A 22,351-nucleotide genomic window follows, 5' to 3' on the forward strand; every position below is an offset into this window, starting at 1 on the left:
CGGGCCTGGCCTCGGGGGCTGCACTCCCGGCAGCGCACGCTCGGGCATCACTGAATCTTCATGTAGGCGACAGTGACGTTGGTCTGCGCCGAAGTCGTGATGGTCACCACGCCGGTGGAGTCCTGCCAGATTGGGTGGATCGGAATCCACAGTTCACCGGTGGTCGCGGCCAGGGTGTACTGCGGGTCGGGGTTTGCCTGCCCGTAGTTGTTGTTGCCCGGAACGACAACGGTGATGGTTCGAGTGGCAGCGTTCGTGTTCCGGTAGACCACGAAGTACTGTCCCTCAGCGCCGGGCCCCTGGAACGTGTCCGAAGCGGAGGCAGCGGTGAAGGACGGCAGAGCCGCCGTGGAGTAGCTCATGACCGTAGGGGCGATAAGCGCCATGACAGTCCTTCCTTTCCTACGCCGTGCCCGGCGTGTAGACGCACACGCGCAGAATCGCGCCTATGTGATGGATTGAGGCGCTCTCGTACGAGCCGCCATAGCCGCGGACCCCCGACACAAACGCATCCACGCCCGAGAGCCCGAGATCTGAATTGCTGAACAGGGCCTGGCGGATCGAACTCGCCCCCGCCCCGGTGATGTACGAGTCCAACGCTTCCTGTGACCGGCGGGAATCAGCGGATGAGACGAGCACGTACAGATCGAACGTCCACTCGTCCATTCCGCGGGCGAATGCGCCCGTGAAATCGCCCGTCACAGGCTGAATCACGAACGCGGGAAGGTTCGTCACATCCGGCACGGTGTCGTAGCCGCGGATGCCGGAGACGTTCGCTTCGATCGTTGCCTTCAGGGCGTCCCTGATCGCGGCAAGGGACGCCATCACGCCACCCGCGTTGCCGTACGGCGGTACGGGGCGAGCATCGTCACGACCCGCCGGTTGTCCTGGATACGGACCACGCCGAACTCACCCATGCCGGCCACGCCGAAGGGAGCGTCCTTGAGCTTGAAGGTCTCTTCAGCGAGGGCGAGACAGGATTCTTTGATGGGCGCCGGAACGGCAGCCCACCCCCAACGAGCCGTGACCCGCAGCGAAGCACGGGACAGGTTCGGGAAGCGGACGGTATCTACGGCTCGGATCTTCCAGTACGGCCACCCCGACAGGCCATCGCGAACACCGTTCAATGGTTCGAGCTGGTATTCAGAGTTCACCCAGGTCGTATCGAACAGCCCGTCGTCGTCGGTGTCCGTCTCGACGATCAGCCCGGTTGTGGTGTGGAAGTCGTCCACGAGGGCAAGGTTCGATGCGGTTGGGTTGTAGACGCGGGAGGAGGCCGCGCCTGCGTCGTTGAACTGGCGCCGGCAGTACTTCTCGATACCGCGTGAGGCGGCAGCGAGTGCGTTGGTCAGTGCCGTGTCGTCGTTGGTGTCGGTGATGCCGAACCGCGCTTTCAGTTCGGCGAGGGTCGCGTACGTATCGCCCATTGCCACGGTTCAGCACCCCTGCTTTCAGGCATGAAAAAAGCCCCACGCTGGGGGCTGAAAGAGCTTCGCCTTCTACTTGTTTTCGCTCGGTCGCCGGTTCTTGCTACCGGGCGGACGACCGACGCGCTTGATGGCCCCCAGCCTGAGGGCTTCTTCTCTCGGTACCTCATCACCGGGGATCCAGTGGAGGAACGCGCCCCGAGGGTCCGCCCACCCCACCACCTGAGAACCGTCCGCGGTCAGGTACCAGTGCCGATCAATGATCACTTTGTCTTGCATGCCGTTGCTCCGTGCGGGTCGAGTGGCGGGGGCGCCCGCGGCGCTGGCGGGACTTTAAAGCGTCCAGCTACCCCCATCAGGTTCAGCCGAGCTGCACTGTCTCAAGCAGAACGGTGAACTTCCCGGCCGTCAGGTCTGCCGTGGCGATGGTCGCGACCACGCTGCGCGAAGCAGAGGTCTTGACCGGCGACAGCAGAGCCTTGACGGCCTGAGCGTTCAGGGCCGGGGCGGTGGACAGCGTTGCAGCCGCCCGCAGGTCCGCCGTGCCTTCCAGCTTCAGAGCGACAGTCGCAGCGCCGCCGCTGGTGACAGCCGTCGTCACATCCACGGTCGCACCGACGACAACAGTGCCGGACGGGATGGCCGGCCCCCGCAGGGTGATGTCACCCTGAGCGCCACCATCCACCGCGAAGTCGTACTCGAACCGCACGTACCTGCGCGACACACCTTCGAGGAATCCCATGATTTTCCCTCCTTCCTAAAGGGCAGAGGACTGATCAGAGGCCAGTCACGGTGCAGAGCGCCGCCGGACGGTAGACGACCAGGGCGGCGCGCATGTCCGCACGGATGGCCTGCTTACCCTCGATGAAGTACGTCGAGTGGCTGTTGGAGACCTGCACGTCGATACCGCGGCGAACCGCGAGCTCCGTGTAGTTCTGGAAGTCACCGACCAGTGCCGTGCCCTGGGTGATGACCTCGTTCACGACGACGGGCAGACCCCAGAGCCGCTCGATGCCGGACTCCGACGGGTTCCCCCAGATGTACACGCCGTCCGCGGTACGCAGGAGACGAATACCCTGCCAGTCGGTCGAGTGGATCATGACGGCGCCGGGGGTGGCGCGGCCGGTGACCCGAACCTTCGTCATGGCCTTGTAGATGGCGTCCGGAGTCGGGTCCGCGCCCTTCGCCTGGGTCTGGATGCCCGAGACGTTCAGGAAGCCCTTCAGGTTCGGAGCGGTGCCGTCTCCCACGAGGATCTGAGAGTCGAGACGCTGACGCAGCATGAACGGCAGACGGTTGTTGACGTAGGCGCGGGCGCCGGCCTCGTCCTCCAGCTGCTCGTCGGTGACGGGCAGGTAGACAGCGATCTTCCGGACAGAGCTGGAGCGCTCGGTCAGCGCCAGCGCGGCCTGCGGGAATGTACCGGCTTCCGCGATTTCCGTCGCGGCGTTCGTGAAGGTCGTCTCCTCCATGTACACGACGGCCTGCTGAGCGGTGGAACCCAGCGGAACGACGTCGGTGACCTGGATCGGGCGAGTCGCCAGGTCGACGACACGGCCAGTCCGGGTCGTCTCCGGGGTCCAGCCCGCACCGCCGCCGCCACCGGTCTCGAACAGCGCCTTCATCTCGATGTCGAGGTGAGCGGCGGGGCCGACCGGGCCGGAGCGGCCCTTGAACGCCAGGGACTGGGTGAACGAGTCGCCGAGGCTCTTGAACTCGCGTTCCTTGACCTCAGCCTGCGGCGCCGGCGCCTCGTACTGAGAGGCGTTGCGCGCGGCCTTCTGGACCTGCTCCAGGCCCTCGACCTCGTGGGCCAGAGCTTCGATCTCTTCGTTCTTGGTGCGAATCCAACCAACCTTGTTGGTGTTGTCGCCGTCGATGCTCTTCACCTGGGCGAGGTCCATCGTCGGACCGGCCTCCGCGAAGACATCGGCGAGGCTCTTACGGGCAGCGTTCAGCTTGCCCTGAGCTTCCTTGAGTGCCGGGAAGTCCATGGTGTTACTCCTTGGGGAGGTTTGCGGCGATGGAACGCAGCCACTCGCGCTGAAGTTCAGCGGCCGTGCCGTCGTTCTCATCTGCGTTGGTTTCTTCGGTGGAGTCGGGCGTCAGCACCTCTTCGAGCTGCTTCAGTTCCGCCCTGATGCGCTCCACCAGAGCCGAGGACTCTTCACCGAGGCCCCGCCCCTTTGCCTGCCGCATCGCCACGACTTCAGCGGCCCGGACGCCGAAGGCCACGACGGAAGCCAAGACTTCCTCGCCCTCTTCGGAGAATGTGCGCGGCTTTACGGGCGCCGCGTGGCCCTTGACGGAAAGCGTCTGAGTGCCGATCCCCGCCCCGAGAAGAACGGGTGACACCTCGTGCACCTTCACAGTCTTGATGAACCGGACGCTCTCGCCCTTGAACTCGCCGCGCTCGGAGTCCGTGATGTCGAAGCCGTACGACCACTCCTGGAGACCGGCTTCCGAGAGAGCCTTCACCGTCTCGAACGTGTCCCGGCCGTGCGTGGTGTTCAGGAAGAACTGGCCCTTCATGACGACGCGGTCACCGTCGACGCGGATGGTGCCCTTGCCGACGGGCAGGGCGCCGTCCCACGAAGCGTGATTGAAGGCACTGATGCGCACGGGTGCGCCGTCCTGGAAGGCGCCCTTGAGCGTCACGTCGCCGTCGTGGTCCTTCACGTCGAAGGTGGAGAACACGGCCTCCACTTCGCCCTTGTCGGCGTTCTTGATCTCGACGCTCGCGAGCGCCTTGGTGTTAGTCACTGCTGCCGCCCTTCGGAGCGTCTGGTGTTTGAGGCTGGTCGGTCGCAGGTGCGGCAGCGGCATGGCCGCTGTCGGCGCCAGGCTCCTGCATCTGCACCGAGACAAGGCCGGTGTGGCGACCACGGAGGCGGCTGATGTCATCGTTGAGAATGGAGTCGACCACGGCGTCTGGTTCCCAGCCGGACTTGATGCCGGAATCGATCGCGTTCATGTTCACGCGATTGATCTCCGCGCGGTCCATGGAATCCTCGCGCAAAAATGCAATGTCACGGTCGTCGTACCAAAGCGATGCGCCCGCGGGCGGGGTAACCAGGTTCTGGAAACTCGCGGCCATCATCCGCCACAGCGGGCGGAGTGTTCCGTCAGCCATTCTCCGTCGCTGCGCCGAGAAGTTACCGGAGTTAAGCGCCGAGCCCTGAAGCCCCTCGGAGAACCCGACCCATGATGCGGGTACGCCTGCCGCCGCAGCGATCCGGGCCTCGCCCTTACCGACAGTCTGGTTGAACTCCATTTGCCGAAAATCGTGCGTGAGCGGCGTGACGTCGGCCCCGCCCATCAAGAACAGAGTTTTGTACGCATTCCACGAGCCCTGGTGGTTCGACCGGAACTTGTCCACGAATTCATCGAAGGCGTCCTCGGACGTGTCCTTGTCGAACTTCATGACCATGTTCGGGACGGCCGCGTTGTCGAAGAACGACCGCTTGTGTGTGGTCGCCGAGTTGTCTGCCTCTATCTCCCGGATTACCGGGGTGATCCACGACATGCCCCGGAAACGGGCCACCGGGTCGGGGATGGGAGCGAAGTGCGCCACCTCGTCCGGCGTCAGCAGAACCGGCTCCGACGTGGGCGTACCGCTTCCGCTCTGTATCAAGCCCTGGGAACGAGGCTGGTACAGGATGCCCACCACGTAGGCGTCCAGGGCCCAGGGGTCACCGGAGTGCGAGCCGATGACGAGGTTGACCCAGTCGGGGCGCATGCGGACCAGGCGGATGCCGGGGCCGCGAGCTGCGTGACCGAACCGGCCGGCGTCGTCAGCCTTCGTCCAGAACGAGTTGCCAGCAAGGTCAGAGTCCTGAAGGACACGCGACAGCAGCTCGCCGGTGGTCCCGCCCGGCCAGGGCGTCTCCAGCAGCGTAAGTTCCTTGCTTCCGAACAGGTCCTCGGGGCGGCCGTTGACGTACTTCCGCCACTGGAAGCGGGCTTCGGAGAAGACCATCTGGCGGGCCAGGATGCACGAGAAGATCGGGCCGTTCCGTTTGTACGCTCCCTGAACGTATCCCTCGAAGTCGTTCTCGATCATTTCGCGGTCGGCCAGGGACGGCGCCCAAATGGTGGAGTTGAGGGCAGGCGCTTGCGCCCAGAAAGGGGGTTCGCTGAATGATTTCGTCTCGTCGACCTTCGACCCGAGACGCATACGTATCTTTTCCCAGAAGCCCATTCAGACCACCCCCTTCATCCCCATGCCATTCGTGGGCGCGCCTTCGGCTTCACCGTGACTTTTGCGTGGCCCCAGGTTGCCAGCGTCACCGCAACCAGCGGGGAAATGTCCACCGCAGCATTGCGTTTGTCCCATGCCCATAGGTCGGCCATTTCCCTTCGCTCAGCTCCGGCAACGGCCGTAGTCAATGGCACCTGATTTGTGTGCACGAGGCTCGGAGTGTTTCCACGGCGAGGCACGATCGCCCCGTAGAACGCGCCGCAGCCCTGCGCAAATTCACGCATCGTCGGAGTGAGGACTTTGACGCCCAGGGCCTCAAGCTCATCAACGAACATTCCCGCCTGGCTGCCCTTGTCGACAACGACAGCGGCAGGGCGCCACTTCTTCCAGAGTTCGTGCACCCGAGGGACGACCCAACGCGTGCCGGGCCGGTGGTCGAGCTTGATGCCGTCGCCGGTGATCTCGACGTGAACCATGCCCTCGCCGTTGGAGCCGGCGACCGCTATGCAGGCGTAGCGGCGGTCCGGGGTCACGTCCACGGCGAAGACCAGGGGCGTTGCCGGCTCCGAGACCTCGTCCACGCGGTCCAGCCAGGACTCCTCGTCGATGACCCGCCACGACTCGCCCTCCACGGGCCAGTCGCCGACGCCGAGGCGCTCGCACAGAAACGTTTCTGCGGCCATGGAGGCGCGTTCGCCCTCGATGTGCTCGGCAGAGATACGAATCCCGAGCCCCGGGTTCGCCTTGCCGTAGGACTCGACCGAGTCCACGGGGTCGTGCTCCTGGCAGTCCGCCGGACAGAAGTCCGTGCAGCCGTCAATGGACCACTCCAGGTAGCACAGTCGAGGGTTCGTCCCAGCCAAAGCCGCGTTCCGGATCCGGCCGAGCTGAACGGACTCCTTGGTGCCGGCCGACCCGGTCAGCCAGAGCTGCGGGTTCGGCCTGGCGGACAGTGTCGGGCGCAGCGCCGCGTCCTGCTCGGGGGAGTAGTACATCGCCTCATCGACGATCACCCGGTCCCCGCTCAGCCCTCGGCCGCCGCCCTTGGTCCGCGTCTTGAACCGCAGGCGCCGCTTCCGCTTGGGGAACCCCCGGAAGACCTCGATGCCCTCCTCGCCATGCGAGCGGACCACGCGGGTAACGAACCGCTCAAGGTCCGGGGTCTGCTCGATCAGCGTCATGATGCGGTTGAACGCCTCAAGACTGGTGTCGAACAGGTGGGCGGAGTGGATCGTCATTTCCCCATCGAGGAGAAACAGGTCAGCCAGCTCTACGGCCTCAAGGATGGATCCCTTGCCGTTCTGCCGGGACACCACCAGGCCGACTTCCGAGGCCGCCCAGGTGCCATCGGCCCGTTCGCCGAGCGCTTCGTTGAGAACCAGCTGCTGCCACGGGTCAAGCGTGAGGCCCGCCGACCGTGCCAGTTCTACGACCTCCTTGCCGGCGCTGCTTACGCGCGGGGGACTCCACAGAATCCGCGGCTCCTGATGCCCGACGGGATGCCCGCCTCGCGGTGAGTTCATCAAGGGCGGACACCTCCTCTTCCATCGGGATGGCCTCCAGGGCTTCCATGACCTTCATGAGGCGCAAGGTGAGAGCGGCAATGCCGGAGGCTTCACCTTTCGGGCCGCCGCAGTACTTGCACATTCCGCTGTCCAACTTCGCCGCGAGCTGGTCCCGAATGGCCTCCAGGGCAACCCGCTGGTCCCCGGAGGCGATGGCCTCACGCAGGCTCATGTCAGTCATGTGGCAGCTCTCCTCTCTTGAGACGGCCCGGACGCATCCTCAAACCGCCACGCGGGACCGAGACCCACCCCTCGGCCCCGTGAGCTGTCGCAGATACAAGGGCCACTCCGGCCGGGGCGTTCGTCTTCGCGCTGAAACAGTCGGCCGCCGAGGCCGCACCGGAAGCGACCCCCACGCCCACCAACGCCGAAACCCTCGGGGCCGGCACCGCAGCAGCAGCCGAGGCAGACTCGGCGGTCACGTCGATGGACACCATGGCGTTGAACGCCGCGGCACCGGCCGCGATCTGCTCGGCCTCCGCCACCACGTCGAAAGTGACCGTGGCGTCATAGGCCATCGCGGAACTAGTACCGGTCCCGGGGTGTACGCCCAGCGCGGTGGACGGGTCCTGCGCCGCTGCACTAACAGCAGCGTTACCACCACCGGCGTTAGTCGCGGTGGCCGTCGAAACGGTCGCGTTGAACGCCGTAGCCGAAGCAGCCGAGACGCCCGCATTGACCGCGACAGCCGCCGTCGCCTGGTTGGCTGCACCGGTGGCCGCCGCCGTGCCGGGAGAAGCCGTGATGGCCGTTGAGGCGCTGTAAGCGGGGCCCGAGGCCGACGCAGGACCCGGCTGTACGCCATCCGCCGCCGTGGCGTCGAACGCTGAGCTGGTGGCTGCCGCCGCGCCCGCCGTCGGCTTCACCGACACCGTGGCGTCGTACGCCGACGCACCATCCGGCGCATTCCCGGCGTCCGGGTTCACGGCCGCGGCAGTGGACACCGTCGGGTCGTACGCGGTAGCCGTGCAGGAAGCGGTACCTGCCTGTGCGCCGGCCGAGGCGCGCGGGCTCCACCCGAACGCCCCGGAGAACGCCACACCGGCAGTCGGCTTCACCGAGACCGTTGCCCCGAAGGCCAGAGCCGAGGCGCCAGCGTTCGCCGCGCTCGACGAGACCGAGGCGGTAGGCGTCGGGGCCGTAGCGGACGCTGCGGCCGCCGTTGGCCGGGCGTTCGAGGACTCCGTAAGAGTCGGCTGGAAAGCCGTCCCTGTGGCTGACGCGACCCCGGGCTGAGCCCCTACGGCGGGAGTCGGCGCGTACGACGAAGCCGTACCCGCGGCAACGCCCGCGTTCGGCTTCCCCGAGACCTGCGGCTGGTACGCCGTGCCGGTGGCCGCCGCCCCGGTCGGCTGTGCCCCGTGCGCCGTGGAAGTAGTGAACGCCGACGCGGTGCCCGAGGACACCCCGGCGTTCGGCCGGATGGACACCGAGGCGTTGAAAGCCGACGCCGATGCGGCAGCGTTCCCGGCCGGTGGGCTGGACGTTTCCGTGAGCGTCGGTGCGTACGCCGTGCCGGTGGCCGTAGCTGCTCCCGGCTGCGCACCCAATGACGCCACAGGGGCTGGTGCCGTCGCGGTACCCGAGGACACCCCGGCGTTCGGCTTGACCGAGACCGACGCGTTGAACGCGGTAGCCGTCGCCGACGAGACGCCCGGCTGAGCACCGGCCGCCGCTGTGGCGATGGTCGCCACAGCAGATGAGGGGGCGACATCAGCAGCGGCGTTCGTCGCCTGAGCGACACGTGAGACCGGGTGTATGGGGCGGTAGGCGGATGCCGGGCGCCCGCGACCAATCCTCGCCATCGGTCAGCCCCCTACACCCCCGCGCTCACTCTTCCCAGATCAGGTAGCAGGACATGTTCACCGCCGTCGAGGTGGTGACCCTGATCCGCAGCGAAGTACCCGAGCCGATCTCAGGTTCGCGCCCGAGGGGGAACTGCTGCTTGAACTGCTGGTTCCACTCGTGCTGGTACGCCAGGAGACGCGACGAGGTGACCGTGCCTTCGGCGGTCGACGTGAAACCGGACGCGGACGTGCCGGCCACCGCGAGGGACGCCGAGCCGCTGCTGTCGTTGTACGTACGGATGCCGGAACCGATGCTGGTCACCGTCGCGAACACCGTGCCCGTCTCGATCAACTCGACCTTCACCACCGCAGTAGGGACCACATCGAACGAGTAACCCCACTCGATGAGCCGCGCTTTGCTGGATCCGGTCTTGAGCTGAAGCATCGTCTTCAGCGACGTGCCGGTGGTGACTGCGGTGGGGGCCGCAGTAAGGGCCGACGTGTCGCCGTTCCACATGATGTAGCAAGGCGCAGCCATGCCGTCTCCTTACCAGTTCGCGGCCCGGCCTACGGCCTGCATGATGATCGTGCGCCCGTAGTAGGGCAGAAACTCGACGATGGCCGTTGACCCGGATCCCTTGGCCGTCCCACCGGTGGTGGGGCCGAGCGTGAGCGACGCGCCCGGACTGGCCACGTTGTTGCTCGTGTACTTGAACGACGCGTGACTGGTTCCGTCCGTCGTATTGTTGTAGGTGTCCAGGTTGGTCGTGTTGGCGTCGTGGACACCGATAGTCGGCGCAACGGACAGCCAACTCATGTTCGTGACGCCCAGTACGCAGCTTCCGACCGTGCGGGGAGTGATGGCGGTGCTGAAGTCCGAGGCGCCACTCGACGTGGACGTGTTGAACGTGGCGGTAGCCGTAGCGCCCGTGATCTGCCCAGGACGGACACCGGTCAGCTGGACAACGTCGATGTACTTGCTGCCGGTCAAGTTCGTGTAGGCGCATCGAACCGTGATGCTGCCCGGGGAGACCGCGAAGTAGCGCCATGCCACCACTGCGGTGCCCTTACCGCTGGTGGCGGTGTCCGAGATGCTGAGCTTCGTCCAGTTGGTTGCGTTGGCGTCGGATGAGTCCGTGACCGTGATCACGGGCGCTGCCGAGGTGCCGAATCCGCCGCAGCAGAGCGCGACCAACAGGACGCCATCTGGAGGGGTGAACGAGGCGGTTGCCTGTGGAGTCGTCGACCCGGTCACCTTGATGGTTGCCGGGCCGCCGCCCGCATCGACAATCGCCATGCCGACCCCTTAGAGGTCATCTCATTTGGATACGTGTTGGCCCCGCACACGCCATCGTGTGCGGGGCCAACACATGTCTAGTCGTGGGTGCAGGGGATGACGAAGTCGTCGTAGGAGCGGTTGACGTCGATCATGGAGTCATCGTCCCTGTAATAGGGGCCCCGCTGCTGATAGGTCACGTCAAGGCGGTGGGCGCCGCAGCGGTCCAAAGTGAAAGCGTCCGTGTAGTTGTGGCCGCTGCGGGACGTCTGGACCCAGTGGTTCGTGCCTTCGCCGCTGTAGCCGGACTCGTACAGGGCGGTGAACTTGGTGGTGGCTTCGATGTCGGCCTGGTACACGGGGGCGGCGCTGTACCAGGCACCGCCCCAATAGTACGTGGTCTTATCAGTCTCGACCCGTACATACTGCCTGTCGGCGCCTTCGCGAACGTCGACGCAGGTGCGGAAATCGGTGAAGGTGTACCCGCCGCGGCCGTAGACGTCCTCCCAGGGCGTGCAGTAGGTGCCGAACTGGGCGTGCCACCCGCCGACGGCCGACGCGGTCGCGGGGGCGACCAGGACGGACGCCGCCAGGGTAGCGGTTGCGGCGGTGGCGATAGCCAGCCGTTTGATCTTCTTCATGGCGACTCCTCCGTGCGGTGACTCTGCCGCCACGGATGCGCGGCGACAGCATCTTCGCGAGAAGAGGTCGTGTCAGGATATTCCCCGAAGAGGTGGTTTGGTTGCGCTTCGGCCGGTCCGTCGCGGCCTTCAGCTGCATCGCATGCACCCTTATCTGTTGCCCTCACCAATTGAGATGACCCTTTAGCCGGTGATCTGGAAGAGCCCCGAGGCGTTCCACACGATGGTGAACGTGCCCGACGTGACCGACTGCGCCCCACCGAAGTAGTTGAAGCAAACGCCCTGGTCAGCGACCGTCCCACCCGAAATGGTGTCGTCGTACACGAAGCAGCCGTACGCGTTCGTGATGGTCACGGTGCCCCCACCAGCCAAGTCGTTGGCATCGAACATCACGCCGTTCGTGATGCTGGAGAACGCCCCCGACGCGATGGCACGGCCACCCGACACCCAGTTCGTCGCGTCCGTAACCTCGTTGCCAGTCGTCCACGTGCCGGTGTTGAAGCCGGTCGATCCGACGGCCGCGTTGCGGTCCGGAGTGACGGAGTTGTTGAACAACGCCGCCTTCACCGTGTCCGTGTCGAGACCCGTGTAACCCGTGGCCGGCGTCGTCGTGCCCTGGCACAGCGGGGAGTAGAGGAACTGGCCGAAAGCCCGGCTGTCTGTCCAAGCCATTACGCTACCGATCCTTTCGAAGTTGCACAGGGCGCGAACACAGCCAAATCCGTGCCGTCGTCCCGAGTGGTTTCCACCGCCATCACAGGACGGCCATCGCCGTCCGTCGTCACGATTTCGCTGCCTACGTAGTCCTCGCGCTCGTGCGCCTCAACCTTGCAGCGCGTACCCGCCGGAACCATGGGAGCGGTGAGTCCTTTAAGTCCCCGGCAGGCATGGAAACGCGTGTGGGCGCGCGCTTCATGCGTGACTTGGGTCAGCTCGCAGTTCGGGCATTCCCAACGCTGCTCCGGCTGAAGTATGGGGATGCGAGTCATACACGGCCTCCCAAATTGCGGACAGCTGATGGGTCTGTGCTGCTGCTGTTACACGACGTAAGCTGATTTTTGTGACGTGGGTCACAAAGAGGTGGAGGTGCTGAGAGGAGCGAACACAATGCGAAAACGCCTTATCAGAGCAGGTGTCGTTTTCGGCGCCGCGCTCTCTGCCTTGGCCATCGGAGGTGCCACTGCCGCCCCACAAGCACCCGCGACGCACCAGGTGACGACCCGGGTGCACCACTGCCACAACAACCACTGCCACGACCACACCGCCGTCAACCAGCACCCGATGCGGGACGGGACCAGCGGGGGACTTATCCGCAACCCCCATCGCCCCGGAGCCGTCAACCAGCACCCGATGCGGGACGGGACCAGCGGCGGGCTCATCCGCAACCCTCATCTCCCCGCAGCCGCGCTCTACACCGGCCTGTGCCTTGCCCAGTTGAAGGCCCACAACCCCAATGCAGGTGTTACTTGCTCTAAAGCAGCCATCGCTGACAATGACCTCATCAATTACCGGAACCCGTAGGCTGCCCACACATGAGCGCCTCAGGCGTGGCCCCGTGATCGATCAGCTTTTTCTCCAGAGAGAGAAAAGGTTTCGAGGGCGGGGTCTTCCGGGGGTCCTCATATGAGCGCGACCCCCCACCCCCCTATCCGTCGACGTGAGACTCCCCAACGTGCGACGTGAAGGGATCCCTTACACCGCGCGAAGAGATTCCTTACCACCGCCGGGAGTTCCTCGGCGGAGGACCTGGAGCACGGTTGCCGCGTGCGCTGTTGCATGTGCGGTGCGCCTCGCGGATGTTGTTAAGGTCCAGCGGGTCTCCGCCCAGGCTGAGTGGTGTCACGTGGTCGATAGTCCATGCGTACGGATGGTTGATAGGCAACGACATCTCTATGCCTTGGCCACACAACCAGCACACATGAGTTCCTTCGCTGCGGACGAGTGCCTTGAGTCTGGTCAGTGGTCTGCCTGATCTACCGCGTCGGCAGTTGAGTGCAGCATCATCATCGTTGATCACGCATCACCACCTTCTACGTACTCCTGCTGCTGTGCAGTCTCTTTCGGAGCACTCTCACGGGCGTGCGATAGGTTGCCCGCCATGACTGAACTCGGACCCGTCACCTGGCCACCTGCCCCGATAAGAACCGAACGGCTCGTGCTCCGCGAATCCGAGGCCCGGGACCGTGCGGCGTTCATCGACCTGTTCGCCTCGCCGGAGGTGGGCACCTACATCGGTGGCGCTCGACCACGCGATGAACTGGAACGCGCTGTGCCTGAGTTACCCGGGCGGCGCCCTGGCCTGTTCGTGATCGACCTCGACGGAGCGATGATCGGCATGATCACGCTCGATCCGCGCGGCGCAGAGCATCCGGGGCACGTCCGCCCGGAAGCCGGCGAGGCCGCGCTCGGCTACCTGTTCCTGCCGGAGGCGTGGGGACGCGGGTACGCCGCCGAGGCGTGCGCAGCGGCACTCGGCTGGTTCGCCGACGCGCTTCCCGGCGAGCCGGTGGTGCTCTGCACCCAGACCGCCAACGACCGCGCGATGCGCCTCGCGGCGAAACTGGGTTTCACCGAGGTGGAGCGGTTCGAGGAGTACGGCGCCGAGCAGTGGTTCGGCGTGTGGTCTTCGAAAGATGCGGCCTAGCTGGCCCCAAACAAAAAGGCCCCAGTCCGTATGGACCAGGGCCTTCCGTATAGGTAGGGGATGTAGACACACTTCTCCCGCAATCAAAAGGATTGTACCCGTAAATCATGCGGCGTCAAACAGCATCGACACCCACTCTTCTTTTGGATACACCTGCCCGCAAGGTGGCGTCTCGGAAGTGCCGCTGCACCACACATCTGAGCTTGCGTCGTCCGCCACTTTGAGCACGCCGCCGCATGCACCACAAACGGTTTCGGCGAGGGTCCGGGATGGTATCTCGTAGCCCAATTGGATTCGTGCAGTCTTGGTCAGCCGCTTCAGCGTCCATGTCACATCACGAACGTCGGACTCCGGCATCGACTGGGCCAGGCCGACGAGGCTGCGCAGTTCGTAAGCGACGGGCAGGCCAGCGCCGGTAGCTGCCGCGTTCCAGTCGGCACGCGCCTTACGTGCCACCGCTCGTATCTCGCGTATGAGGTCGAGGAAGATCAGCGATCCAGGAGGGCGGGAGCCTGGTTTGCCGCCGCTGCCACCGCCGCCTTTGCCGGTGGTGAAGACATCACGAGAAGCGGCGCACCGGAGTTCTATGAGAAGGGGCGGATGCCATCGGCTCTCCGCCCTCTTCTCCGTCGCATCACCGACAACGATGCGATACTCGATCCGCTCCGCCCAACCTTTTACCAGAACGTCTATGACGCGAGCCAGCTCCGCGACGTCGTCCTTCATACCGTGAACCCGAACGGCAGACGTTGCACCGGTATCACGATGGTGTCGTCGTCGGCGAAAGATACGTGCGCCTGGCCGTTGGGCGGTGTGGGCATGTCGCGTACCACTGGGCGCTCGTGCGGCGTGTGGAAGTCCCGAGCGTGGGTGCTGGCGTCCAGGAACGCTATCTCCCAGTGGTCGCTAGCTCTTCCCGACCTCTCACTATCGGGCGCGTGGCAGGATTCCACGTTGCAAGCCCAGACCCATTTCCCGAAGGTCTTGCCTTTGAACACGGTGACCTTGGTTGTGTATCTCATGGGCGGCTGGACCTCCTCTTCATTCTCTTGCAGTTTGGGCATTTGGTGGAGTTGCCGGGCTTCACGGCTGATTCCCAGCTGTGGTCACAGTGTCGACAGGCCAGAGTGACGTAATCCGGTTCCGCGATTGTTGGGTCTTCTCCGGCGATGATGGCCCGCTGCATTTGCGCTCTGTCGATGTTGTGCAAGAGATCCATTGCGAATTGGGTGGCGTCGCGGGGCGTCATCCACTGCGTCTCTACGCTGATGTGAACATTGCCGTTGTGTGCGCCCACGCTTTTACGTCTGGTGTCCATCAGTCACCTACCACGATGGGATTGTCGCCGCAGACGAGGCACTCGTTGAAACCGATGCCTGGGCCCACGATCCAGGATCCACATCGCGCCGCTTCGTGGTCTTGGACGAGTTCGAGCATGGGGCGTACGGTCAGGTCGGTATGGGGCGGGAATATGAGCGGCCTTTGTTCGAGCCACTCGATGGCGTCTCTAGTCATCGTTCATTTCCGGCAGTTCTAGGTTTTCGATGGTGCGGTTCCAGGCGGGGATGCCTTTGCGGGAGAGCTGGACCAGCGTTTGCCATTCCGCGTTTCTGATGAGGACGCTCTCGGCGTTTCCGCATGATTCGTGGCGCGCCCAGTGGACGGTGCTGCCGTGGGTGATTGCGGTGTGGGGTTGCCCTGGGGTGATGCGCCGGCCGCAGGCGTCGCAGGTGAGGCGCTCGGGTTCAGAAGGGCGGGGGTTCGCAGTGTCGGCAGGACGTCGGTTGGTGTTCGTCTTGCGCCCCTGTGGCGGTTTGGCGAGGGCAGTTGGCTGGCGGGGTCCAGCCTTGGGCCTGCCATGCGTCACAGGGGCTTGTGGAGGGGTGACGGGGACCAGCTCGACCGTTTGTGCGTTGATGCCTGCCGCGCAGGCGTGGTCGGCGTGGATGTCGTTGCGCCCCTCCGTCCAGGGTGGTGAGGATCTGGAGCGCCTGGAAAGTCGCCAGGGGCGTCCGGAGAGCTCTTTTCGGTCGTAGACCCCGCGTCCGGTCTGTAGGGCGCTTACGTAGCCGTCCAGGGTGGTTATTGGGGCGATGTCTGCCATGACTTTGAATCCGTCGGATTGGCACGCCCAGACGTAGGTGTCGCAGCGGGGGCATTTGGCGATCTTGATGTCGGTGTTTCTGAGGTGGTCGGCCACGGCCATCACGCTCCGTATAACTTTTCCTCAGTTGGAACACAGTGGGGGCGGCAGGGGGGATGTTCCAACCAGTACCAACTAGAGAAATTAATTACTTACTGTTATTTCTCTAGGGGCCTCTCCAGTTGGAACAAGTTGGAACAGCCCTGGCCCTGCCCCGACTGTGTTCCGACTGGGCTATTCCTCAGTTGGAACACGTTGTTCCGGCAAGCTCCAACAGGAGGAACGGGGATAACCGGACATTCGAGACACGATCTTCAGCCGCTTCGCAGCGCGCTTAATCGTGTGCTCCTTGTAACCCTCTTTGGCCGCTTCCCGAATCACCTGGGCGCGAGGAGCACCCGGCGACATCTCCAGATACGACCGCAGCCACTCGCAGCAGTCGGCCACATCGGAGTGCGAAACCGTCTGCACGCCCTCCGCGAAGATGTCGTTCACGTTCCGATCGGTGGGGTCACCCCACACGATCTTGGGCGCGGCAATGGACCACTGCGAATGAGGATCCCAATACACCTCTTCGCGGATCTCGTATGTGTACGACTCCAGGTCACCCGGCCCGTAGTTGTTTTTGCACTGCGACAGGATGACGGTGGGCGTCTCGGCATCCGGATCCCGCATGACGCCGAGCGCGGCCCTGGCGACATTGCCGATTTCGGAGCTGCCCATGATGGCCTCAAGAAGGTCCGCGCCGCCGCCCTTGCGGGTGTGCGCGTTGCCGACAACGGCCACGTTGAACCGGTCGGCGAACAGACGCAGACGCTCGTACGATGCCCGGACCTCTGGGCTGTTCCGGTCCTTGTCCATCATGTTGGACGACAGCGGGTCCAGGAATACGGCGACGCTGTCGGTGGCCTTGACGATTTCCCCGAGGCGCGCACAGTCGATCGGCAGGACGAGCCGCCCATTTGCGCCATCGGGCATTTCGATGTCGACGCGGTGGACGCGGTCAAGGTCTGCCCCGGCGACTCGCATGCGGGGCACCACGGTCTTTTCGTAGGAGTCTTCGTTGGCGACGAAGATGACGTCCCTGGGGTGCCCGTAGAATTCTCCTTTCATGGTGCCGGTGGTTATCCACGCGGTCATGGTGCAGAGAACTAGGGATTTACCGATTCCACCGCGGCCGGCGACGAGGCTGATTTCACCCATGGGGATGCGGTGGCGCCATAGCCAGTAGGTGGGGCGGTCGCCGATGTCGCTGAGTCTGGTGCTGCCCCACCGCTGTTCTTGCTTTTCGGCTTGCTCGGCTTGTTCTTGGCCTTTGCGGCGGGCGAGGTGCCGGACTTTTTCGTACCGGGCGAGGTCCAGCACCTGTTGCGTTTCGGTGTCCTGGGCTATTCGGTAGACGACCTCTTCGGCGTGTTCGTCGAGGGGAACGGTGGCCAACAGTTCGTCGATGTCCACGCGTGTCCTTTCACTTTTCTACCCACAGGTGGGCTTCCCCGGAGGTGGTCTTTTGGAAGGTCCAGCCCTTGGCCTCGTACCGTTTGACGGCTTCGCTGTCGAGCTGGACGCATTCCTTGAATTTGCCGTTGGGGTCGTATGCCTTGTACCAGCGGCGGACGCTGACCTTGCTGAGGGGCGAGTAGCCGGGCCCGTAGTCACCCATGGCCGCCTCCGGTGCTCTGGTGCCACTGCTCCAGGTGTCGTATCCGGGCGCGGAGGTCGCCGATGGCCTTGGACTGTTCCATGACGATGCTGGTGAGCAGGTCCACGGCGGTGTCGTGGCTTGCCAGCATCGTGGAGACGAGTTCGCTGTGTTTGAGGGTCGCTTCGAGGGCCTCGGCGGCTATGGCGTGGTCGTCGTTCATGCCGCGGCCCCCTCAATGCGGGCGATGCGGGCGAGGGCGGTCTCGATGCGGTGCAGGGGGACGACTTCCCAGCCGGTGAAGCGGATGCGTCCGTCGATGGGAACCATGAGCTTGCCGGTGTCGGTCCAGAACGCGCCGTCTTCGGCGACGTAGCGTTCGGCGACTTGCTGGCTGGCGGTCTGGGACTTGCTGAAGCCGAGCGGCTTGGCGTTGAAGGTGGTCAGGAACATGCGGTTCACTTCCTTGTGCGGTGTTCCACGTCGGCGACTTCGAATTCGTGGAGGTCCCACCCGGTGGCGTAGAGGCGGGCCGCGAACTGCATGAAGCGGCCTATGGATTCGTGGGTGAGGAAACCGGTTTTGCTGTCGACGCTGACCCAGACCGATTCGATCCGTTGTGTGCGGCTGTTGCTGACGGCGACCTTGAACGCTTCGACGTCGTCCAGGTTGGGGCCGGGAACGATCACTCTTTCCCCCAGATTTCACGCTTGACGCGGTAGACGCTGTTGATGTGGCATCCGGCGTCGTGGGCGACTTCCTGCGACGTGTAGCCCTCGTCGAGGAGCTTGAGGATGATGCGCGTCATGTGGGAGCGGCCCCGTGGGTTCGCGAGTTGCATGGCTCGGCGCTCCTCCGGGGTCCGCTCGATCCCGGCGTCCTTGGCGATGCGGCGCACGGTGGTGCGGGGCACCCCGAGGTCACGCTCGATGGTCCGCAGGCTCATGCCGGCCGAGTACATGTCGACCACTTCTTGCCGGGTCTCTGAGCTGACCCGGTCGACCTTCTTCTTGTCGGCCACGGCGGGCCTGGGCGTGCGGGGCGGCTGGATGTTCGGGTCGGGGCTGCCGTGCTTGCGTGCCCTGCCGATACGTTTCCGCTGGTCGGGCGTCGCCCCGCCGAAGTAGCCGTACGGTTCCTCGATGTAGGTGTCGAGGCAGAGCTGCTTGACGGGGCAGCCCCCGCAGATCCGGGCGGCTTTGTGCCACTGCGCGGCGTCGAAGAACAGGTTCTTGTCCTTCTCGTCACGGCAGGCTGCCTCCGCTACCCAGCGGCCGGCTTCGAACTCTGCGCTCTCCACCTTGGATATGCGGGTGTCGTAGGGGGACCTGCGCCGGTAGTTGTCGCGGGCCCGGCGGCATTCGCGGCATGACTTGGACCCGTCGGCCCGGTGGATGGTGTTGTCTTCGGCCATGAGGTGGAGGCCGTTGCGGCACAGTGTCACTTCAGCAGCTCCTCCGCTTTCATGGCGGCCACGGTGATGGTCTGCGCGAGGTGGTAGGCGTCGGCCGCGTGGAGCACGAAGGTGGTGGCCTCGTCCTCGGCGTCTGCTTGTCCGACGCTCATGACGACGAGGCCGTCTTCAGCCCATACGAAGAGGTCTGCGTTTACGTGGTCGTAGTCGGGTTCGGGCATGGCGGGGCCTTACTCGTTTGGGGGCGGTGCGGGGGAGTGCCGGAACCCTGGGCAGAGGCCAGGTTTGGCGGGGATGAAGTCGGGTTTGCCCTCGTGCCACATGTAGGTCTGGTGGCTGGCGATGAGGCGGAGTTTCGGGGTGAGGGGTACGAGGCGCCCGCAGTGGGGGCAGACCCCCTCTTCTTCGGGTGTCTCGCCGTTCATCGCGTCACTGGCGGGGGTCGCCTTCATCGGCGAGGGGGGTCTGCTTCGCGTTTTGGTCGCGATTGGCGAGCAGCGTGAACTGCTCGTCGAGCATGTACCAGGGGCCGGGCCGGTAGGTCTGGAACAGGTGGACCATCCGGTTCAGCGCCTGCATGGGGAAGACGGTGACGCCGTTCTTGGTGACGAGGTAGCACCGGGTGTTGTCGTTCATTGTTCGTGTTCTTTCTCGATGGCCTTCTGGATGTAGTGCTGGGCTTTCCGGAGGTCATCGAGTGCGGGGCCCTTTTTTCCTGCGCGGAGCACGTACTTGATGACGTTGCCGAGGTAGAAGTCCAGGCCGAATGCGTCAATGACGTCCCAGGGCTGGAGGCCCATGTCTGTCATGTAGTGGGCGGGTCCCTGCTCGTGGGCTCCCACGGTGGGGCGGGGGCTGTGGTCGCTCATGATTCCTCTTTGAGGTCAACGCCGTACGATGCTGTAACCCGCCCTGCATTCGGATCCACGAACAGCAACCACTGTGAAGGTTCCGATTGTGCGGCGAGCGATTCGGAGGCGTAGGTGTTCGTGCTCTCCGTCGACCCGTTCACCCAGACAGATCTCTGATTCAGGGGAATACGCGCCAACTGGTGGTAGTGCCCCATGAATACGTCCCGGAACTTTTCCGGGATCCCGCCCGATCCCCATCCGTTCACCTTCTTGCCGAGGCCGTACCAGGGGAATCCCGAGTGTCCGCGGATCTGGTCGCCGTGGATCAACATGGCCGTGTAGTTGCCGAGTTGCATGACCTGGTACCAGTTGCGTTCGCCCTGCGGGTCGGCCATGTGGAGCTGGAACCGGGGTTCGTCGCGGAGCAGCATCGCGAGAATTCGGTAGAGCATGCGGTCCGCGTTGTCCATCGGCCCGAACTGGCCCCGGCGGCCTATTCGCCCGTGGTTGCCGTCCACCGCGTAGACAGTGACTGTCTCGAAGTGCGCAAGCAGGTACCGCACAAAGTCCGCGAGTAGGGCGGGCGTTGTGTTGAAGAGTTGGTCATAGAGCGTGCTGTCTATGAGCCACTGTTGCCCCGGGAAGATATCGACGCCTTCAACCATGTCACCAAGCATTGGTATGACGCAGTGGCGGACAGGGTGATGGAGGCGCTGTGTTTCGGCAAGACCCACGATTTTCTGTGCGTATCGCATGACACGCTCACGCGCGACCGTGGAGTTGTAGTCCGGTGTGAGCTTTCCGGTTTGAAGATCGGAGAGCAGCGCAACGGCGTACTCCTCTTCCGCGGGTTCGTTGGCGGAACGTTTCTGCGTTGCTACGGGCGCGATCTGGATACGGCCTACGGCGTCCTGGACGGCCGCCTCGACGGCTGCCAGGTAGTCGGCGTGCTTGTGCTTCGTCTCGTGCAACTGCCTCGCGAGCCTGTCTCGTTCGGCTTTGACGCGGACGAGTTCGTTGGAGGCATCCGCGTCTTCCGCAAGGCGGTCCCAGTCGTTCATGCCGGCCCCCGGTCGATGCCGCACTTGCAGTCGCCCCGGCGGTGCCGATTGATGGTGTGGGCGCTGGGTGCGATGTCGCCGACCCGTGCGCGGAGGGCCCGGTAGATGCCGGAGCTGGTCAGCTTCGAGTTGCTCATGACGTTCACGACCGCGGTGCGGGCGTCGGAGTCCAGGCCGTCAACGAAGACCTTCACCGTGCACTCCGGGCCACGGTTGAAGGTCTCGCGTTCCACTTCGGAGACGAAGTCATCCCACTTGCTCACGTGTGGCTCCCTGTTCAGTTGGGACGTGCGGTTGTTGTCTTGCTGTCGGCGGGCAGTCGTTCGGCGACGACACGCGCCTTTTCTTCGACGGCCCCCCTCGCCGAGGCGAGGTTCGCTTGTTCGAGCTTGATGAGTTCGGTGTACTCATCAATGACGGCCTGGTATCCGGCGATTCGCTTCTCGATCTCTTCGAGTTGCGCCAGCGGCGCGGCCATTTCGCGGGCTGCGACGATGAATGCTTCGGCGTCGGGCGTGGGAGTGGTCATGGTCCCTCTTTCAGCTGCTGCAACCGGCATGCGGACCGGATCGTTTGACGCACTTCCCTTTCCCCTAGGCCGCTCGCTGTGGCTGGGGATAGCAGCACGTCCAAGACGGTGGATTCGGGGGCGCCGTCAGAGACCATTGACCGCGCTGCCCACAGCAGCGCGTTATTGCGGTTTCCTTCGGATGCCGTGCTGACGGTTGTCACCAGCCCATGCCAGGCCGCTTCCCCGGGTGGCCTCACTGGCGGCCTCGGGGGGCGTGGCGGAGGGGGTTTCTCCCGTACGAGTTCGACCAGCCACGGGGGCGCGTCGATGATAGGTACGGGGTTCTCTACTTCGTAGCGGCCTTTGTCTGTTCCGGAACCTGCGGCGAGGACGTAGCCGCCTCGCTGGCCGCCGTTGGATCGGATGTCGACGTGGGTGGAGATGCTGCCCTGCGACGCCTGCATGTGCGGGGGCCACCAGTAGTAGAGGTGGGCGCCACCGCCACCGGTTCGCACGGTGTACGTCTCGAACGCCTTCCACCAGTCGTGGCCGGCATAGCGGGACGCCAGTTGCGTGTACTGGTCCCACCCGTCGCCGTCCTCCTTCAGGTCGCAGTCGACGACCAGGAGCCCGGACGGTTTGCACGCGAGGCCGATGTTCGATGCGGGGCGTGCCGCCCACCAACGGGCTATCTGCGTGATGTCGTTGGTGGCTGCTTGGGACCAGCGGAGCCGCTTGTCGAACTTCTCGCCGGGCGGTAGGGGGAAGATGTACCAGCCGCGTTGCGCGCAGTGGAGCGCGTCACCGACGAGGTTGCTCATCCCGGGTCCGGTTCCGCGTGCGGACAAGGTGCAAGGTGATGGACCCGTAGGCGACGACTGCGGCGATGGACAGGGCCACGGCCAGCCACTCGTTGAGAGGCATCACGAACCTCCCTGGTTGACGTTGTCGCCGCAGAGGAATTCGGCGACGGCGAGGATGGTCACGGCCGCGTTTTCGTCGTCGCCGATCTCGCCGACAACGGACCGTATGAGGCCGTTGGCCTCGCGGTAGGCGTCGGCCCGGTCGGCCCTGTACTCGGCTTCGGTCATCTCTGCGAGTTGCCCGCAGTGATGGCAAGGCTTCTTTCCCGGCATAACGGGACTCCTGTGGTGTGAAAGGGAAAGTCCGAATGCGAGGGAGGGGGGA

At 64.6% G+C, this 22,351-nt stretch carries 34 protein-coding genes; 3 read left to right on the plus strand and 31 right to left on the minus strand.

Annotated features, from left to right (window positions below; genetic code table 11):
• Positions 1-47 precede the first annotated feature (47 nt).
• The 9 genes from ACIRPT_RS02615 to ACIRPT_RS02655 all read right to left on the minus strand — a co-directional run bounded on the left by ACIRPT_RS02615 (position 48) and on the right by ACIRPT_RS02655 (position 8,137).
• A complete protein-coding gene (locus ACIRPT_RS02615) occupies positions 48-386 on the minus strand; it encodes a hypothetical protein (protein ID WP_403821074.1) in 339 nt (112 codons plus the stop codon).
• Positions 387-402: 16 nt separating this feature from the next.
• On the minus strand, positions 403-825 hold the full coding sequence (locus ACIRPT_RS02620) for a hypothetical protein (protein ID WP_403821077.1): 423 nt from the start codon (positions 823-825) through the stop codon (positions 403-405).
• A complete protein-coding gene (locus ACIRPT_RS02625; RefSeq protein WP_403821762.1) occupies positions 825-1,427 on the minus strand; it encodes a phage head-tail connector protein in 603 nt (200 codons plus the stop codon). Before ACIRPT_RS02625 ends, ACIRPT_RS02620 begins: the two co-directional genes overlap by 1 nt.
• A gap of 361 nt (positions 1,428-1,788) precedes the next feature.
• Positions 1,789-2,169: a hypothetical protein gene (locus ACIRPT_RS02630; protein ID WP_403821080.1), complete on the minus strand. Its 381-nt coding sequence runs from the start codon at positions 2,167-2,169 to the stop codon at positions 1,789-1,791.
• Positions 2,170-2,203: 34 nt separating this feature from the next.
• A complete protein-coding gene (locus ACIRPT_RS02635; protein ID WP_403821083.1) occupies positions 2,204-3,421 on the minus strand; it encodes a phage major capsid protein in 1,218 nt (405 codons plus the stop codon).
• Between the two features lie 4 nt (positions 3,422-3,425).
• Positions 3,426-4,190, minus strand: coding sequence for an HK97 family phage prohead protease (locus tag ACIRPT_RS02640; protein WP_403821086.1), 765 nt, complete (start codon positions 4,188-4,190; stop codon positions 3,426-3,428).
• The gene (locus tag ACIRPT_RS02645; RefSeq protein WP_403821089.1) at positions 4,183-5,628 is read right to left on the minus strand and encodes a phage portal protein; all 1,446 of its coding nucleotides are present in this window, start codon (positions 5,626-5,628) and stop codon (positions 4,183-4,185) included. The genes ACIRPT_RS02640 and ACIRPT_RS02645 overlap by 8 nt, the downstream gene beginning before the upstream one ends.
• A 14-nt stretch (positions 5,629-5,642) precedes the next feature.
• A complete protein-coding gene (locus tag ACIRPT_RS02650; RefSeq protein WP_403821092.1) occupies positions 5,643-7,151 on the minus strand; it encodes a terminase in 1,509 nt (502 codons plus the stop codon).
• Positions 7,152-7,366: 215 nt separating this feature from the next.
• On the minus strand, positions 7,367-8,137 hold the full coding sequence (locus ACIRPT_RS02655) for a hypothetical protein (RefSeq protein ID WP_403821095.1): 771 nt from the start codon (positions 8,135-8,137) through the stop codon (positions 7,367-7,369).
• Positions 8,138-8,570: 433 nt separating this feature from the next.
• Between ACIRPT_RS02655 and ACIRPT_RS02660 the strand changes: the two genes are divergently transcribed.
• Complete coding sequence (locus ACIRPT_RS02660) at positions 8,571-8,855, plus strand: hypothetical protein (protein ID WP_403821098.1); 285 nt, start codon at positions 8,571-8,573, stop codon at positions 8,853-8,855.
• A 168-nt stretch (positions 8,856-9,023) separates the two neighbouring features.
• On the opposite strand, the gene ACIRPT_RS02665 is transcribed toward ACIRPT_RS02660, so the two are convergent.
• The 4 genes from ACIRPT_RS02665 to ACIRPT_RS02680 form a co-directional block, all read right to left on the minus strand.
• Entirely contained in the window at positions 9,024-9,518 is a 495-nt protein-coding gene (locus ACIRPT_RS02665; RefSeq protein ID WP_403821101.1) for a hypothetical protein, read from the minus strand.
• Between the two features lie 9 nt (positions 9,519-9,527).
• Complete coding sequence (locus ACIRPT_RS02670) at positions 9,528-10,277, minus strand: hypothetical protein (RefSeq protein ID WP_403821104.1); 750 nt, start codon at positions 10,275-10,277, stop codon at positions 9,528-9,530.
• Positions 10,278-10,354: 77 nt separating this feature from the next.
• Positions 10,355-10,897 carry a hypothetical protein gene (locus ACIRPT_RS02675; RefSeq protein WP_403821107.1) on the minus strand — a complete coding sequence of 181 codons (543 nt, stop codon included), beginning with the start codon at positions 10,895-10,897 and terminating at the stop codon, positions 10,355-10,357.
• 183 nt (positions 10,898-11,080) lie between these two features.
• Positions 11,081-11,569: a hypothetical protein gene (locus ACIRPT_RS02680; protein WP_403821110.1), complete on the minus strand. Its 489-nt coding sequence runs from the start codon at positions 11,567-11,569 to the stop codon at positions 11,081-11,083.
• A gap of 540 nt (positions 11,570-12,109) precedes the next feature.
• Between ACIRPT_RS02680 and ACIRPT_RS02685 the strand changes: the two genes are divergently transcribed.
• Positions 12,110-12,418, plus strand: coding sequence for a hypothetical protein (locus ACIRPT_RS02685; RefSeq protein ID WP_403821113.1), 309 nt, complete (start codon positions 12,110-12,112; stop codon positions 12,416-12,418).
• A gap of 193 nt (positions 12,419-12,611) precedes the next feature.
• On the opposite strand, the gene ACIRPT_RS02690 is transcribed toward ACIRPT_RS02685, so the two are convergent.
• On the minus strand, positions 12,612-12,914 hold the full coding sequence (locus ACIRPT_RS02690; RefSeq protein WP_403821116.1) for an HNH endonuclease: 303 nt from the start codon (positions 12,912-12,914) through the stop codon (positions 12,612-12,614).
• An 81-nt stretch (positions 12,915-12,995) separates the two neighbouring features.
• On the opposite strand from ACIRPT_RS02690, the gene ACIRPT_RS02695 reads away from it, so the two are divergent.
• Positions 12,996-13,541, plus strand: coding sequence for a GNAT family N-acetyltransferase (locus tag ACIRPT_RS02695; protein WP_403821119.1), 546 nt, complete (start codon positions 12,996-12,998; stop codon positions 13,539-13,541).
• A gap of 105 nt (positions 13,542-13,646) precedes the next feature.
• Here the strand turns inward: ACIRPT_RS02695 and ACIRPT_RS02700 are convergent, their stop codons facing one another.
• From ACIRPT_RS02700 to ACIRPT_RS02780, 17 genes are all read right to left on the minus strand, one after another.
• Positions 13,647-14,267 (minus strand): hypothetical protein, encoded by a 621-nt coding sequence (locus ACIRPT_RS02700; RefSeq protein ID WP_403821122.1) that lies wholly within the window; start codon positions 14,265-14,267, stop codon positions 13,647-13,649.
• The gene (locus ACIRPT_RS02705; protein ID WP_403821125.1) at positions 14,264-14,605 is read right to left on the minus strand and encodes a hypothetical protein; all 342 of its coding nucleotides are present in this window, start codon (positions 14,603-14,605) and stop codon (positions 14,264-14,266) included. The genes ACIRPT_RS02700 and ACIRPT_RS02705 overlap by 4 nt, the downstream gene beginning before the upstream one ends.
• A gap of 443 nt (positions 14,606-15,048) precedes the next feature.
• On the minus strand, positions 15,049-15,741 hold the full coding sequence (locus tag ACIRPT_RS02710; RefSeq protein WP_403821128.1) for a hypothetical protein: 693 nt from the start codon (positions 15,739-15,741) through the stop codon (positions 15,049-15,051).
• A 177-nt stretch (positions 15,742-15,918) separates the two neighbouring features.
• Positions 15,919-17,142, minus strand: a complete 1,224-nt coding sequence (locus ACIRPT_RS02715) for an AAA family ATPase (RefSeq protein ID WP_403821131.1) — start codon at positions 17,140-17,142, stop codon at positions 15,919-15,921.
• A gap of 10 nt (positions 17,143-17,152) precedes the next feature.
• Positions 17,153-17,347 carry a hypothetical protein gene (locus tag ACIRPT_RS02720; protein ID WP_403821134.1) on the minus strand — a complete coding sequence of 65 codons (195 nt, stop codon included), beginning with the start codon at positions 17,345-17,347 and terminating at the stop codon, positions 17,153-17,155.
• Complete coding sequence (locus ACIRPT_RS02725; RefSeq protein ID WP_403821137.1) at positions 17,340-17,549, minus strand: hypothetical protein; 210 nt, start codon at positions 17,547-17,549, stop codon at positions 17,340-17,342. The genes ACIRPT_RS02720 and ACIRPT_RS02725 overlap by 8 nt, the downstream gene beginning before the upstream one ends.
• Positions 17,546-17,779: a hypothetical protein gene (locus ACIRPT_RS02730; protein WP_403821140.1), complete on the minus strand. Its 234-nt coding sequence runs from the start codon at positions 17,777-17,779 to the stop codon at positions 17,546-17,548. Before ACIRPT_RS02730 ends, ACIRPT_RS02725 begins: the two co-directional genes overlap by 4 nt.
• Before the next feature lie 5 nt (positions 17,780-17,784).
• Entirely contained in the window at positions 17,785-18,015 is a 231-nt protein-coding gene (locus ACIRPT_RS02735; RefSeq protein ID WP_403821143.1) for a hypothetical protein, read from the minus strand.
• Positions 18,012-18,770 (minus strand): WhiB family transcriptional regulator, encoded by a 759-nt coding sequence (locus ACIRPT_RS02740; RefSeq protein WP_403821146.1) that lies wholly within the window; start codon positions 18,768-18,770, stop codon positions 18,012-18,014. Before ACIRPT_RS02740 ends, ACIRPT_RS02735 begins: the two co-directional genes overlap by 4 nt.
• Positions 18,767-18,961: a hypothetical protein gene (locus ACIRPT_RS02745; protein WP_403821149.1), complete on the minus strand. Its 195-nt coding sequence runs from the start codon at positions 18,959-18,961 to the stop codon at positions 18,767-18,769. The genes ACIRPT_RS02740 and ACIRPT_RS02745 overlap by 4 nt, the downstream gene beginning before the upstream one ends.
• Before the next feature lie 208 nt (positions 18,962-19,169).
• The gene (locus ACIRPT_RS02750; RefSeq protein ID WP_403821152.1) at positions 19,170-19,376 is read right to left on the minus strand and encodes a hypothetical protein; all 207 of its coding nucleotides are present in this window, start codon (positions 19,374-19,376) and stop codon (positions 19,170-19,172) included.
• Entirely contained in the window at positions 19,373-19,609 is a 237-nt protein-coding gene (locus ACIRPT_RS02755; protein ID WP_403821155.1) for a DUF3310 domain-containing protein, read from the minus strand. Before ACIRPT_RS02755 ends, ACIRPT_RS02750 begins: the two co-directional genes overlap by 4 nt.
• Positions 19,606-20,652 (minus strand): hypothetical protein, encoded by a 1,047-nt coding sequence (locus tag ACIRPT_RS02760; RefSeq protein WP_403821158.1) that lies wholly within the window; start codon positions 20,650-20,652, stop codon positions 19,606-19,608. The genes ACIRPT_RS02755 and ACIRPT_RS02760 overlap by 4 nt, the downstream gene beginning before the upstream one ends.
• Positions 20,649-20,915 carry a hypothetical protein gene (locus tag ACIRPT_RS02765; protein ID WP_403821161.1) on the minus strand — a complete coding sequence of 89 codons (267 nt, stop codon included), beginning with the start codon at positions 20,913-20,915 and terminating at the stop codon, positions 20,649-20,651. The genes ACIRPT_RS02760 and ACIRPT_RS02765 overlap by 4 nt, the downstream gene beginning before the upstream one ends.
• A 14-nt stretch (positions 20,916-20,929) precedes the next feature.
• The gene (locus ACIRPT_RS02770; protein WP_403821164.1) at positions 20,930-21,181 is read right to left on the minus strand and encodes a hypothetical protein; all 252 of its coding nucleotides are present in this window, start codon (positions 21,179-21,181) and stop codon (positions 20,930-20,932) included.
• Positions 21,178-21,984 (minus strand): bifunctional DNA primase/polymerase, encoded by an 807-nt coding sequence (locus ACIRPT_RS02775; RefSeq protein ID WP_403821167.1) that lies wholly within the window; start codon positions 21,982-21,984, stop codon positions 21,178-21,180. The genes ACIRPT_RS02770 and ACIRPT_RS02775 overlap by 4 nt, the downstream gene beginning before the upstream one ends.
• Positions 21,985-22,086: 102 nt before the next feature.
• A complete protein-coding gene (locus ACIRPT_RS02780; protein ID WP_403498442.1) occupies positions 22,087-22,254 on the minus strand; it encodes a hypothetical protein in 168 nt (55 codons plus the stop codon).
• Between the last annotated feature and the right edge of the window lie 97 nt (positions 22,255-22,351).

Origin of the sequence: Streptomyces sp. NPDC101227 (genome assembly GCF_044767545.1) — a bacterium.
GTDB lineage: Bacteria > Actinomycetota > Actinomycetes > Streptomycetales > Streptomycetaceae > Streptomyces.

Coding starts and splice junctions, on each gene's coding strand:
- ACIRPT_RS02775 (WP_403821167.1), bottom strand. CDS start 21,984: ATGAGCAACCTCGTCGGTGACGCGCTCCACTGCGCGCAACGCGGCTGG.
- ACIRPT_RS02645 (WP_403821089.1), bottom strand. CDS start 5,628: ATGGGCTTCTGGGAAAAGATACGTATGCGTCTCGGGTCGAAGGTCGAC.
- ACIRPT_RS02750 (WP_403821152.1), bottom strand. CDS start 19,376: ATGAACGACAACACCCGGTGCTACCTCGTCACCAAGAACGGCGTCACC.
- ACIRPT_RS02755 (WP_403821155.1), bottom strand. CDS start 19,609: ATGAGCGACCACAGCCCCCGCCCCACCGTGGGAGCCCACGAGCAGGGA.
- ACIRPT_RS02665 (WP_403821101.1), bottom strand. CDS start 9,518: ATGGCTGCGCCTTGCTACATCATGTGGAACGGCGACACGTCGGCCCTT.
- ACIRPT_RS02625 (WP_403821762.1), bottom strand. CDS start 1,427: ATGGGCGATACGTACGCGACCCTCGCCGAACTGAAAGCGCGGTTCGGC.
- ACIRPT_RS02720 (WP_403821134.1), bottom strand. CDS start 17,347: ATGGGTGACTACGGGCCCGGCTACTCGCCCCTCAGCAAGGTCAGCGTC.
- ACIRPT_RS02730 (WP_403821140.1), bottom strand. CDS start 17,779: ATGTTCCTGACCACCTTCAACGCCAAGCCGCTCGGCTTCAGCAAGTCC.
- ACIRPT_RS02670 (WP_403821104.1), bottom strand. CDS start 10,277: ATGGCGATTGTCGATGCGGGCGGCGGCCCGGCAACCATCAAGGTGACC.
- ACIRPT_RS02780 (WP_403498442.1), bottom strand. CDS start 22,254: ATGACCGAAGCCGAGTACAGGGCCGACCGGGCCGACGCCTACCGCGAG.
- ACIRPT_RS02650 (WP_403821092.1), bottom strand. CDS start 7,151: ATGAACTCACCGCGAGGCGGGCATCCCGTCGGGCATCAGGAGCCGCGG.
- ACIRPT_RS02615 (WP_403821074.1), bottom strand. CDS start 386: ATGGCGCTTATCGCCCCTACGGTCATGAGCTACTCCACGGCGGCTCTG.
- ACIRPT_RS02695 (WP_403821119.1), top strand. CDS start 12,996: ATGACTGAACTCGGACCCGTCACCTGGCCACCTGCCCCGATAAGAACC.
- ACIRPT_RS02700 (WP_403821122.1), bottom strand. CDS start 14,267: ATGAAGGACGACGTCGCGGAGCTGGCTCGCGTCATAGACGTTCTGGTA.
- ACIRPT_RS02630 (WP_403821080.1), bottom strand. CDS start 2,169: ATGGGATTCCTCGAAGGTGTGTCGCGCAGGTACGTGCGGTTCGAGTAC.
- ACIRPT_RS02680 (WP_403821110.1), bottom strand. CDS start 11,569: ATGGCTTGGACAGACAGCCGGGCTTTCGGCCAGTTCCTCTACTCCCCG.
- ACIRPT_RS02635 (WP_403821083.1), bottom strand. CDS start 3,421: ATGGACTTCCCGGCACTCAAGGAAGCTCAGGGCAAGCTGAACGCTGCC.
- ACIRPT_RS02620 (WP_403821077.1), bottom strand. CDS start 825: ATGGCGTCCCTTGCCGCGATCAGGGACGCCCTGAAGGCAACGATCGAA.
- ACIRPT_RS02760 (WP_403821158.1), bottom strand. CDS start 20,652: ATGAACGACTGGGACCGCCTTGCGGAAGACGCGGATGCCTCCAACGAA.
- ACIRPT_RS02745 (WP_403821149.1), bottom strand. CDS start 18,961: ATGCCCGAACCCGACTACGACCACGTAAACGCAGACCTCTTCGTATGG.
- ACIRPT_RS02770 (WP_403821164.1), bottom strand. CDS start 21,181: ATGACCACTCCCACGCCCGACGCCGAAGCATTCATCGTCGCAGCCCGC.
- ACIRPT_RS02725 (WP_403821137.1), bottom strand. CDS start 17,549: ATGAACGACGACCACGCCATAGCCGCCGAGGCCCTCGAAGCGACCCTC.
- ACIRPT_RS02705 (WP_403821125.1), bottom strand. CDS start 14,605: ATGCCCAAACTGCAAGAGAATGAAGAGGAGGTCCAGCCGCCCATGAGA.
- ACIRPT_RS02675 (WP_403821107.1), bottom strand. CDS start 10,897: ATGAAGAAGATCAAACGGCTGGCTATCGCCACCGCCGCAACCGCTACC.